5 protein-coding genes and 2 pseudogenes are annotated in these 13,668 nt (G+C 39.5%); 5 read left to right on the top strand and 2 right to left on the bottom strand.

Annotation, left to right across the window (positions count from 1 at the left end):
• The first annotated feature begins 120 nt into the window (after positions 1–120).
• Entirely contained in the window at positions 121–564 is a 444-nt protein-coding gene (locus tag ADU73_RS00325) for a KxYKxGKxW signal peptide domain-containing protein (protein ID WP_062913061.1), read from the top strand.
• 25 nt (positions 565–589) lie between these two features.
• Here the strand turns inward: ADU73_RS00325 and ADU73_RS00320 are convergent.
• A pseudogene (locus tag ADU73_RS00320) lies at positions 590–1,957 on the bottom strand (ISLre2 family transposase).
• Positions 1,958–2,061: 104 nt separating this feature from the next.
• Entirely contained in the window at positions 2,062–2,409 is a 348-nt protein-coding gene (locus tag ADU73_RS00315; RefSeq protein ID WP_062913059.1) for a hypothetical protein, read from the bottom strand.
• 16 nt (positions 2,410–2,425) lie between these two features.
• Here ADU73_RS00315 and ADU73_RS00310 point away from each other — a divergent pair, with 16 nt between their 5' ends.
• From ADU73_RS00310 to ADU73_RS00295, 4 genes and pseudogenes are all read left to right on the top strand, one after another.
• Positions 2,426–9,823, top strand: a complete 7,398-nt coding sequence (locus ADU73_RS00310) for a mucin-binding protein (RefSeq protein WP_062913058.1) — start codon at positions 2,426–2,428, stop codon at positions 9,821–9,823.
• A gap of 481 nt (positions 9,824–10,304) precedes the next feature.
• Positions 10,305–11,993 (top strand): SH3-like domain-containing protein, encoded by a 1,689-nt coding sequence (locus ADU73_RS00305; RefSeq protein WP_046871479.1) that lies wholly within the window; start codon positions 10,305–10,307, stop codon positions 11,991–11,993.
• A gap of 263 nt (positions 11,994–12,256) precedes the next feature.
• The gene (locus ADU73_RS00300) at positions 12,257–13,054 is read left to right on the top strand and encodes an alpha/beta hydrolase (protein ID WP_052694504.1); all 798 of its coding nucleotides are present in this window, start codon (positions 12,257–12,259) and stop codon (positions 13,052–13,054) included.
• Positions 13,044–13,660, top strand: a pseudogene (locus tag ADU73_RS00295) (hydrolase). The gene ADU73_RS00300 and the pseudogene ADU73_RS00295 overlap by 11 nt, the downstream one beginning before the upstream one ends.
• Positions 13,661–13,668 lie beyond the last annotated feature (8 nt).

Raw genomic sequence — 13,668 nt, 5'->3', positions numbered from 1 at the left:
GACTTATATTTGAAGTATAACTATGGTGTGATTTAATTATAATTAAAGCTGTGGATTAGTTATATAGGTAAACAGTTACATAACTGAAAGTTATTTGTAATAATTCGGAGGAGATATCATATGGAAGATAAAGGAAATCAAAAGAAATTTATGAAGCTTGTACATGATGAAGGTGACACTAAAGAACATTATAAAATGTATAAAGCAGGTCGTATCTGGGTCTTCGCTGGTATATCATTGTTGACCTTTGGGGCGGCAACATTTGGTACCAATATCAAAACGAATACCAGTAGTTTCGTTAGTAGTGAAAATGTAGCTAAGGCTGCTACTGTTGATTCGTCTAGTACATCAGATTCTAACGGTAACTCAAATTCGGTTGTGTTAAAGAGTAGTGCCCCAAGCTCAAATACAACCTCAACTAGTGAGGTCAGCAGTGCTGCTACCACTGTGACATATGATACTAAGAGCGCGTCTGTAGATAAGGTGGGCTCATCAAGTGCATCTGACAGTTCGTCAAGCGGAACATCTAGTGGTATGTGTCAAGTTTTCCTAGGTGCCTTATAATCAACCAAATATTTATACACAATAATTAGTTTGAAAATATTTTTGCCATTGCTCCGATAGGGCTACTTGTCGGGGCATCAACTGGTATTTTACCTGAAAGAACTCCAATATGCTTAGAATGGTGCTTGTTGCTCAGCTGAGCTGAACTCAACGTCTTCAATGATTCCGTAGCGATCTCAATCGTTAGCTCTTGTAACTTTCTTAAACCACCACGTAAGTATTTATCTAGCTTACCGTTTACCCGAGCTTCAATTAATTTCAACATAGCCTCAAGGCCCTTTTCGGACCATACTTTGCCTTGCTTTTTCATTCGATACGTGTACGCTCTGTGTGAGCTTTCAACGGATCCCAATTTGCCGACCCTCATGAAGCCACGATCGTGTGGAGACTTTATAAACTGCCAATTTCTTGCCAAATATTGTCTTAGGACCCTTAGGCTCTCAAGTTCCTTATCAGTTTTAATTTGCGACTCAAATGTATCTAAAATAACGTTTAACTGATTCTGATCATACAGGCTAACGCTCTTAACGGCCTTATCAACCAATGGATTAAATAAACCAAAGGTTTGTTTAATCTTTTTGACAAAGTGATACCGATCGATAGTAAATTCAACTCTTTGAGCACTCGGAACTATTTCTCGCATACTTTTCGGGTTATACCCTGGGCCACCATCACTTGCTGTAAACACGGTCATTTCACTGATTTTATAATACTTCTCAATGTAGTCAGTTACTCGTTTTTGAACCTTTTTTTGATTGATACCAACAAACTCAACTTTGTTTGATCTTGTTCCATCTAATCCTGATTCAAAAACAATGTAATGGTGGACGTCTTGTCTTCGTCGATTAATTTTGTGTATCTCAAAGGCATCGCCTTCAACCACTAAGTTTTCAACTTTTCGTTTCTTAACTAGTTTCTCTTCGGACGATTTTTCTTCTGTCTTCACGGTATCTGCCATGTCTCTGATAATTCGGTCTACTGACCAGGCACTAATATCCGTCTGACTTGCCAGATTGATCATTGCGGCCGTATTTCTCATCGTTGTCGTTTGCCCAATTTTGGCAACGACACTTTTAAAATAAGGTGAAATTCTTTTTCTTTCTTCCAACTGAAGTTGTTCATCCAACGGGAAGTAATAACTTCCATTGGGTCGAAGATAACATCTTCTTTCAAAATTCACGGCGCCAAACATAAACTCAATTGTTCTGGCCTGTCGATTAATGAATGTATTTTCTGCCGGAATTGATGGAACGAGTGTTTCATCTAATTGCCTCAGATATTCAGCTACAACCAGCTAGAATGACTTCCTAAGATGAAGAATTACCTGCTCCTCTAAATCAAATAAACTGTCTAAATTTCCCAATGATTCAATAAAATCTGCTAAAATATACATGAAAGACCTGTATCCCTTCCTTTAATCTTCGTCGATTAAAAGGCTACAGGTCTTTTTCTATATATTCAACTCAAAATGAATATTCCTAGAATTTTATTGACCATCTAGGAAAACCTTACACTAACATCTAGTGAGAGTTCTGCAGCAGCTAGCAGTTCAACTAGTTCGTTATCAGATTCTACAAGTACAGAATCATCAGGTAATAAGACAAATAGTGCAAGTTCAGAAAAAACGGAAAGTTCATCTTCAGCAGCTGAGAGTGGTACATCAGCTGCAAGTTCTGTTACAACGACAAATTCTGCGTCATCGACAGAATCTGCTGTTTCAGTGAGCTCTGCAGTAGCAACTAGTGCTGAGTCAGCGACCAGTTCTGATTCGTCAGAGAATTCCAACTCATCGACGGACTCTAATTCTTCTATAATTCCAAATGCGGCCACAGCGGCAACAGCCAAAGCTCTTCAAGACCAATTGGGTGAGGGGTCAACGGTTACTGTTAATGCTGATGGGTCGACCACAATTGTGCTGGCACCGGATGAAGATGCTTCTCGTGCACAGGCTTTGGCAAGTGAAGCTGGATTGACGAACGTGACGATTGAAGCAAAGGCAGCAGCTTTGACTGGTCCTTTGACTTATGATGATGGGATTAGTACAAGTAGCAGCGATTATTCTGGCTCAAAGACACGATTGGATGTAGCCTGGGGCTCTCCGATTACAATGGCGGATATTGCCCTAATGACTGCTGCAGGTACTGGCGCATTTGTCGATGGAAATGGTAATTCAATCACTAATGCTACTCGAGCTCAACTAATTGATTATTATAACTATTTAAAAACAACTGCAACTTTGAAATTTGATTTTGGAACGACTGATGCAGGATACGCGGCAGCATTTGATGATATGGCGGCCATGTATTATTATTCCATTGCAGCTCCTGACAGTTATTTGAACAGCTTGAATACTTATTTGGGTACTTTAACAGCAAATCCAGATGATTTGACGAAAGCTCTTCAAATGGCTACCGATGCCAACACGGATTCTGACATTAGTCAGGCATATAAAATTTTGGAATCTGCTGGTGAATTTCTTGTTAATGATTACATGTTTGCAGGTACAGGAGAGAATGATATTGCAAAGCCTGTAGCTCCTGTCAAGCGTTGGAATGAGCCAGAGGGTCTCACAGATTCTTCTACATGGACTAACGTTCAAAAGTTTATAAACGGTACGCTTAGTTTGTATATATCCGAAATTGTTCCGGGGGCTCAAAAATATGTTTTTCAAACCGTACTGCCCGCGGTTAACAGTATTTCTGATGTTCAAGGAATTGATGTAAACGAGGGACAGGATAAACTCCTTTCTGACATCAATACGCAATCAATCGCATTAGCTTATAAGTTGATGTCAGTTGATGGTGAGTATTCTTTGACAACTATGGTGCCACATATTGAAGAGATGTATTCAACAGCTAATACGCTGCACCTACCCACAAGTGGTGTGGACTTTCTCACTGCAGCGGCGAACGCAACGATAAATGGTTTGGTAAGTAACATGCTAGGTACTGGATCACTTGGTGAGTACGTTGGTGCACTGGAATCAGGAACAGGAACGGGTTGGAATAGTTTAACTTTATCTGGGGATGGAGTAGCTTATCCCATTTTCTCAATATTTAATTCAATCTATTTAAGTTATTCTAGAGTTTTAATTACTGCTGATTATGGTTACATGATGGTTGGTAAGTATGATGCTATGAAGGCGATGTATGATGGTACTTTACCTACGGATATAACAGAGACGACTGCAGCAAGTGGCATTAATACGACCAAGACTCATACGGGTACAGCAATTCCAACTGGTATTGCTACCACTACTTATCAACAGGGTTATTGGGATACTTATCATTATATTTTGCCTTTCTATAAAGCTAAATTGAATGATATGGGTTCTAACACTGCAATTGTTCGTAGCTCCTATCCTGATGGCACTGCTGGTGACAAGGCATATGAAGATGCTGTTTGGGCTCGAGTTACTGGAGACAGTACTGTTAATGGCAATACTGATACAAAAAATCCTGGTATTTTAGGTTTTGATTACGCCACTGATACAGCGTCTGCAAATACCATTAGTCTTGCAACAACAGCCGATCCAAATGATTCAAATCCTCATAATAATGCTGATTCAGTTAGTGCACAAACTGAGGCTTATTTGGTTCAATTTTACTCAGAAACAGTGGGTGAGAATGCAGTTAGCTATCAATTACAACCAGTTGTAAGGACAACAATTACTTCGGATGGTACCTCATCGGGTACTGTTTATGGTACAACCGATACTCCTTTAGGAGACCCAACAGCTGCGTTAACGGGTGCTCCAGGTGCTGCTGCAGATACAAGCACGTTGCCACTCACAGCAAAAGACACGGACGGTACCACTTATGATAAACCAAGTACTTTAAATATTGATATTACTGAAAACGGTGGCACTATTAATGTGCCTTATGGTACTAAGACTGTGCGTGCCGGTGCAACCTTTGTTCATGCAACGGGCGAACCAGCTAACACAACTTTCAATTACACTGTTTATAATTCAGATAAGAGTGTATTTTCATCAGGAACAGATGAGTATAGTACCGCAGAAGCTGGTACTGAATTCGATTTAACAGAGGGTCAGTACATTACTGTTACGCCTGCTGCAGTGGCTAACTATACAGTTGCTCCGGCGACAGCTCAGACAATAAGCTTTGATGATACGGTTACTGGTACTAATAGTATGACGTTTGCGTATGTGCCTACCGATGTTACTTATAACATTCAGCCAGTTTATCAAAGTGGTACGGATGCTAACGGGAAACCCGTTTACGTTAATCTTGGAAAGCCCATCTCTGACCTTTCAGGGATACCGGGAGCAGCAATTGATGCGACTAAGCTGACTGATATTGCTGGATATAGTAAACCAACATACAATGATACGGATGAAGACAAAACAAATGACACGCCTACGATTCCAACTACCACAGATGGTACAGTTAATGCTGTTTATACTGTGAATGCTGAGCAAGTTAAGGTTACGGAAACGGGTGTACCAGCTAATACTACTTTCACATACACGGTTAATGGTGGAACACCAGTTGCGGCAGCTTATACAGATGGCGCTATGACGATTGATGCCAATTATGGTGATGTTGTAGTGATTACTCCGGAGACTGTTGGCGGTTATAACTTGACCGGAACTGATGAAGGTGTTGCAACTAAGACCATTACGGTTGGCGAAAACACGATTAATGCGGATAAGACGGTTACGATTAGTAAAAATAATACGGCGGCGTTTGTGTACACCATTGCTGAGGCAACGGTGGGTGTTAATTTTGTTGATAGCGATGGTAAGGCAATTACCCAGACTTATCTTAGCGGTTTTAAAGAGGGTATCAATCAATATGATGTTGTGTATGGAAATTACACCAATCCGACGGTCACAGTAGCCATGAATTCTGATGATACAGTTGACACAGCTGACGTTATCAGTGCATTAAGTGCCGATACAAGCTTCAAGTTGCCTCAAAAGTATGTTTATACTTGGGCACTTGGTGGTCTTGCTATGAATTATCGAATCGCTGCTAATCAAACTGCTACGGTCGTTAAGGGCACGAATGGAAATTACACGATTACGGTTAAGCTTGATACTCCTATTGCCGTACAACTTGCAGTTCGTGGTCATAATGGGACAAATAAATATGGTGACATGGGAACTGTTACTTACGACAGTGATAACATTACGAATGATGCTGATGCGAATGCATTGTCAGTGTCACAAAATTGGATCACTGGTGATGATGGTAATCAAGCGTTCATTGGTTATGTCGGAGATACCTACGATTTGACTGGGACGACGTTTACTTCTGATGGTTTAGCGGGTCGTTGGGATACCAGTACGATTACTAGTGGAAAATTAAAGGGTACGCTAACAAGTGCGATGGATTATTATCAAACCCAAGCAACGAATGCAGATGGTACGCCTGCCACAACGACGGATGCAAATGGGACTACTTGGCAGACTATGAAAACACCTGGAAATACCCAAAATCTAATTGCCGATGAAGCAGTTAAGTATGATTTATATGGTAATTTGCCGGATGGAACTAAGACACAACTTAATTCTGAAACTGGTATTTACGGTGATGCGTTTGATAAAGCTGGATTTATCAGCAGTGCAGTGGCGAAGTACACTGCTATTACTTCATCTAATGGTCGTGAAATGACATTAGATGATGATGCGACGATGGCAGTAACTAATGCTACAACGGCATTGACGGATATCTATACGTATGATAAAAGTACAAACACGCCTGGAACTAATGAAACTGGTAGTTCATATACACCAAATACACGTGAATTTGATGTTGCATACGACTATGTACCGGCAAGCATCACGGTTAATTATTACACCGAGGACAGTACTGGCAAAGCAACATTAACTAAAACAGATACAATTGATTCGGACTATGTAAAGAATTTAGATAGCAGTATTGATGGCTTCTATGTAGGTGATAGTTTCAGTAAGTATGTTGAAACGACGCCTGATGGTTATGCAATTGATGCAACTAAGAGTACTTTACCAACTGTTGCGGCTGATCGAGTTGCAACTGATGCAAATAACACATCGTCATATAATGTTTATTACACACCAAATTCTGAAAACCTCGATGTTACTTATGTTGATGATGATAATTCTGGGGCCATAGTTGCTACTGATAACATTAGTGGTGTGATGAATGGTACAGGAACTTATGTTACATCGACTTCAGGAAAAGTTCCTGCTGGATATCAATTAGCTAAAAATCAGAGTGGTAGTGTTGCATATACATTTACCGCTGATGATACGGATAATTTGACGATTCATTTGATTCATTCGGATAGTAAGCCGATTACCCCAACAGATCCAACAGATCCAAATTACAGGAGTACGCATAAGACGATTAGTCGTAAGATTGCTTATATGGGCGTGGATGTTGATAGCTTAACAACACAACAAAAGGCTGGCTTAAGTGACGAACAATTAGCCGATTTAACCGCAGGTTACGTCACTCAAACGGGTAACTATACGCGAACGGTCACGACTGACGAAATAACTGGTAAGGCTGTTAGTTATGGTGATTGGACGTTAGCAACTAATGAAGATAGTGATGATATCGATGATGGCTTTACAGCCGTTACGAGTCCAGTGGTTCCAGGCTACACTGCAGATACAGAGACTGTTGCGGCAGATCCATTAGATACTACCGCAGTTGATGGATTTGAAGCGGGTTCAGCTGATAAGACGGTAACTTATACCGCCGGTAAGACGACAACCACGACACCATCAACACCAAGTGAAGCCAACTATGCCACTACGCATAAGGCAGTTAGTCGAACAATCACATACACGGGAGTGGATGTTGATAGTTTAACGGCGCAACAAAAGGCTGGCTTAAGTGACGAACAATTAGCGGACTTGACCGCAGGTAAAGTGACCCAGACGGGTAACTATACTCGAACAGTCACGACTGATAATGCGACGAAAGCCGTAATCAGTTATGGTGATTGGACGTTAGCAACTAATGAAGATAGTGATGATACCGATGATGGCTTTACAGCCGTTACGAGTCCAGTGGTTCCAGGCTACACTGCAGATACAGAGACTGTTGCGGCAGATCCATTAGATACTACCGCAGTTGATGGATTTGAAGCGGGTTCAGCTGATAAGACGGTAACTTATACTGCCGGTAAGACGACCACAGTTACGCCATCCAATCCAAAGAATCCAACGGATCCAGTTGATCCAAGTAATCCAAGTGGACCTAAGTATCCAAGTGGTGTAAGTGAGACTGATTTGAACAAGACAGTTACTCGCAAGATCACCTACACAGGTGTGAATGTTAATGACTTAACGGCGCAACAAAAAGCAGCGTTGAGTCCAGAGCAATTGGCTGACTTAACCGCAGGTTACGTAACTCAAACTGGGACTTATACTCGAAACGCAACGGTTGACAGTACAACTGGTAAATTAGTTGGATATACTCCATGGACGTTAACGGATAATACTGGTGATACTAATGATACGAATGATGGCTTTACGGCCGTTACGAGTCCAGTGGTTCCAGGTTATACCGCTGATAAAGCGAGTGTTGGTGCCATTACCTTAAACGACGCAGACGTTACTGGTTTCCAAGCAAATTCAGATGACACGACGGTTAACTATACTGCCGGTAAGACGACCACAGTTACGCCATCCAATCCAAAGAATCCAACGGATCCAGTTGATCCAAGTAATCCAAGTGGACCTAAGTATCCAAGTGGTGTAAGTGAGACTGATTTGAACAAGACAGTTACTCGCAAGATCACCTACACAGGTGTGAATGTTAATGACTTAACGGCGCAACAAAAAGCAGCGTTGAGTCCAGAGCAATTGGCTGACTTAACCGCAGGTTACGTAACTCAAACTGGGACTTATACTCGAAACGCAACGGTTGACAGTACAACTGGTAAATTAGTTGGATATACTCCATGGACGTTAACGGATAATACTGGTGATACTAATGATACGAATGATGGCTTTACGGCCGTTACGAGTCCAGTGGTTCCAGGTTATACCGCTGATAAAGCGAGTGTTGGTGCCATTACCTTAAACGACGCAGACGTTACTGGTTTCCAAGCAAATTCAGATGACACGACGGTTAACTATACTGCCGGTAAGACGACCACAGTTACGCCATCCAATCCAAAGAATCCAACGGATCCAGTTGATCCAAGTAATCCAAGTGGACCTAAGTATCCAAGTGGTGTAAGTGAGACTGATTTGAACAAGACAGTTACTCGCAAGATCACCTACACAGGTGCTGGGAAGCAAACCCCACCGAGTGTAACTGAAAATGGTTACTATACTCGCACCGCAACCATTGATTCAAACACTGGTGCATTAGTTGGTTATGGCAAATGGACGTTAACTGACAATAGTCAGGATGATGATGAGACGAATGATGGTTTCATGGCTGTTATCAGTCCAAACTTAAAAGGATTTACTGTTAATCCAAATGTGGTACCAGAGATTGATTTAACCAACGACGAAGTGGAAAACTTTAAGTCTGAACCTAATATTGTTGTTACCTATGTTCCAAACAATAAGATTGTTGACAATAATGGTAGCGACGTCAATCCGCAAGGTGAAGTGACTGTAACACGAGTTATTCATTTCGAGGGTGCTGGTAAAAAAACACCTGGTGATATTCTTCAAAAGGTTGTTTACAAGCTCATAACCAATGAATCAACAGGTGAAACTTCATGGACGCCACAAGGTGTTTATAATGAGGTCGATGTTCCTGAAATCAATGGTTACACACCAAGTGACAAGGAAGTTGCTGAGTTGATTCCAAACGCGATCATTCTGAAGAAGGGTGAAACTTTGGATGACCTTACAGTAACAATTGCGTATACACCGATTAATTCTGGATCTGGTATAACGACGCCAAGTAATCCTAATGGTACGGGTAATAACACCACAGGCAATGGTCAAACTGGAAAGACTAATGACAATGGCAATACCAAAAATAGCAATAATGTTAAGAAAGAAAATAATAATGTTATTGGTAAGACCGGTAACAAAGGAAAGACTAATTCTAGCAGCAATAAAAATGTTAATACTGGAACGCTAGAAGCTAAGACTGCTGGCTCAAGTGTCAACGGCTCAAATAACGATAGTAATAACAGTAGTAGCACTAGCCAAGGTAAGTTACCACAAACCAATGAGAACTCTGACAAAACAGAAGCAGCAGTTGGACTATCACTGATGGGTATGATTCTTAGTTGGTTTGGTCTCAAACGTAAGAAACGTGATGATGACTAAATTAATTTGAATTAGGCAATAAAAAGATGAACCAAGATTTTAAAAATCTTGGTTCATCTTTTTTTAATAATTATTATTAGGTAAGATAAATGCCCTCTAGAGTTTTTAAATTGAGGTGATTTGCATTGCGGGGGTAATGATGAAGATATATCAATGTCAATGTGTTGATTCAACTGGTTATAATGCACTCAAGTGAGATTTTCAAACATTCTTAGAACAACTCCAATTAGATTGTCCGGATTTATAACTTATTTTTATATCTTATTCACCAATCACATGGAAATGTTTATGGTTGAACGGAATAGAAAAAGACAGTTGCAATTTTTACTTCATCAATGTGGGCTTTTTTATTGATTCGAAATTGCATAATGACGTGTTTTCAGCAGTTAATCAAATTGATTAATTCATCAAAGAAACAACTTTAAAGTTTTAATGTATACTTAAAGAAGTAACTAACAATAACTGGAGTGACAAGTTTAATATGATAACAATTATAGAGTCGAAAAAAGTAGATTACGAAGCAGTTATCGACCAAAATAATCGTGCTGACGCATTATTACCTGGCAAATTTTGGCCAGCAGAGCCAGCGGCATTGGCCGATTTAAAAACTGACGCACAACTGTTAAATGGCGATAGAATCCATGTGGTTCAAGAAATTGTTACTAGTAATGGATTAAAATGGGTACGATTTATGCATAAGGGTCAATTAGTTTGGCTATTCAAGGAAGCAGTAATTCCACTGAATCTTTTAGATCATGTAACGAAGTATGAATCACCAAGATCGTACTTAGCTGTTATTCAAGATGATAAAGAAAAAGAAGGAATTTACCACGATTTTCCATTTAATACTAATCAATCAACGATGGTTTCTAACACTGATGCACATAAGCTTAATGGTACTGTGGTTCAAGTTTTAGCCGAAGCCACAATTAGTGATCATGAGACATATGCTAGTTTTATTCGTCACGATCGATTAAATTGGGTTAAGAAGAATGTTCTGAAAAATATTGGGAACGAATTACCATTAATGACAATTCGTGGTGACGTCAGTCAAATGCGTTCTGAAAAACCAATCGTAGCAAATTTAAATTATTACAACTCCAATGTTTCGGTAAATTGCTTTGCTAAGTTAAAAAATATTGGACGTTCAAGTGTCCATCAACCTAAACACAATTATAAATTGGAATTATTTCAAGATGAGGCTTGTACTAAACCGAAAGTTGTTCAATTAAGTACAAAAGTACGTGCAACAAGCGAGTATGCGTTAAATTCTGGTTATACAGATGCAACCAATTCCAGAGGCACAGTAGATGCACAAATTTGGGAATCGATTGTAGCCAGTGAGAAGAAAGTTGCACCTCGGTTGAAAGAGGCACCTCATTTTGGAATACTAATACCAGAGAACATGCTATTAGCAATTAACAATGATCCCCAGGGGTTGTACAGCTTTACAGCGTGGCGTGAAGCAGAAGATCTAGGTTTAAAATCTAATGATCCAAAACAAATTGCCATTATGGGAAATAATGGATTTAGTGACAATAAAAATTTGGAATTTACGCATTCAACGGCTAATTTAGATGGTAGTGATTTTACGCTTTTATATCCCGAACAAGTATCTGATGAAGTTCACGAACACGTTGATCGTTTGATGAAATTTGTTCATGAATCAACAGATGAGTTGTTTAAAGCTAAATTTGATGATTATTATAGTTTGGAAAGTGTGATTGATTATTATCTTTTCGTTAATCTAGTCAATGGTAGCGACAATGTTATGAATAATAGCATTATGATTACTTACGATGGAAATCATTGGATGTTTACTGCCTTTGATTTTGAAGAGACATGGAATTTACGATTTAATGGGAAAGAATTATTACGAAATAGTACTTGGTTATTCGAAAAAAGTACCAATCGCTTATTGAATAGAGTACGAAAAAGTTTTCCTTCTGAGATTAAGAATCGCTGGTTGGAATTGCGGCAATCAGTTTTATCAACCAAAAATTTAAAACGACGATTTCGAATTTTTTATCATCGCATTGGTGCTACAACCATTGATAATGATCAAGCTATTTGGCATAGTCCATCAGAGAAACTTACCAACTTAGAACAAATCTTAGGAGCAATTGACGAGCGAACCAAAATTTGTGATGATTATTTTAGTAAACTCTAAAATGCAAAACAACTAAATATTAATCTAGAAAACGAGTAACTAAATTTGAAGGCTCGTTTTTTGTTTTGAATTATTTATTTACATAGCTGAATGTGAAACTTAGCCATTTATAACAGTATTTTTTTGAATTGAGAAAGATTAGAGATGTCGTGCTTAAAAAAATTTAGAAATATTTAATATCCCAAATAAAAGCGCTTGCATTATTCACATCCACTGGGTAAAGTGTAGATATTATCAGGAAGTTTTCGAAATGAGGTGGTTATTTGCAGATTGAAATTAACAAGGATGTAGCTTATGCACCAGATCTAACTTTAGATGAATATCGTCCTAACATTGAACAGCTATCTGGTGTCTTAATTGTTATTCATGGTGGTGGTTGGTTTCACGGCGATAAGCATAAGGATGAAGATATCTCTATGTGGCTTGCTCAACGAGGATATTTGGTTGTGACACCAAATTATCATTTGACACCGGATGCGTATTATCCGCAACCGTTAGTTGATATGGATCATTTATATCAGTCGGTAAAAAAGCACGCCTCAACGTTACCAGTGGCAGTGGTCGGTTCTTCTGTTGGTGGTAATCTGGCGGTTGAAATGGGGATCAAGTATCAGATTCCGGTTGTCTCATTATCGGGGATTTTCGATATTGAAGTGTGGTTAAAGAATCACCAAAGTGTCATTCCAAAACAAGATCAGAAACAAAAATTTCAGACAGGCATCAGTGCGGAAATTAACCAGAGTGGCCGAGATGACAGTTTTTATAAATGGTTTATTCTCAATTATTTGCATGATCCCAGTCGTGCAAAGGAAGCAACGCCATATTATCGCGTTCAAGGAAAAACAGGGCCCATGTTGCTAGCTAATTCTTTAGATGAATTTGTGCCAGTTTCTGGCGTTTTTGAGTTAAGTCAACGCCTTAGTCAGTATCAAATCCCTGTAGAAATTTTATTATTACCGGGGACTCATCACGCAAAAGGTTATTTAGAAGAGGTCAAACCAAATATTTTATTGTTTTTAAAACGGTATTTAAAATTAGGGAGCGATGAAGATGACAAGTGAAGCAAGAAGAGATCCAGTTTCAGATCAACTGTTAACACCTGAAAACTCAGCCTTTTATTAATTGATTATCAACCAACGCAGATTAACTCAATTAATTCGATGAATCGAGCACAACTTATCAAAAACGTAGTCAATGTCGTAGGTTTGATGAATACCTTTAAAGTTCCGGTGATTTTATCAACTGTTAATGTTAAAAATGGGCGTAATAAGGACACCATTGCCCCGATCAAAAATTTATTGCCTGATCTTCCTAGCTATGATCGCACCACGATTAATGCTTGGGAGGATCAGGAATTTAATGCGGCCGTTAAAAAAACGGGGCGCCATAATTTAATTATTGCTGCCTTGTGGACAGAAGCCTGTCTAACATTTCCTGCTCTAGACGCATTACGAGAAGGTTATGCGGTCTTTCCGGTGGTGGATTCAGTTGGCGGGACTTCAGTAGTTGCCCATGAAGCGGCCTTACGGCGGGTGGAACAGGCTGGTGCTCAACCAACCAGTATTCCGCAATTGGCTTGTGAATTACAACGTGATTGGCAAAGAACAGAGACGATTCCCGGATTTACCAAGGAATTGGTCGACGCCGGAATTTTCTTACACCTATAGAACGAAAA

Source organism: Pediococcus damnosus (assembly GCF_001611155.1).
GTDB classification, from domain to species: domain Bacteria; phylum Bacillota; class Bacilli; order Lactobacillales; family Lactobacillaceae; genus Pediococcus; species Pediococcus damnosus.
The sequence above is the reverse complement of the archived record's forward strand: the minus strand, read 5'-3'. Positions and strand labels throughout refer to the sequence as shown.

Coding starts and splice junctions, on each gene's coding strand:
- ADU73_RS00305 (WP_046871479.1), top strand. CDS start 10,305: ATGATAACAATTATAGAGTCGAAAAAAGTAGATTACGAAGCAGTTATC.
- ADU73_RS00325 (WP_062913061.1), top strand. CDS start 121: ATGGAAGATAAAGGAAATCAAAAGAAATTTATGAAGCTTGTACATGAT.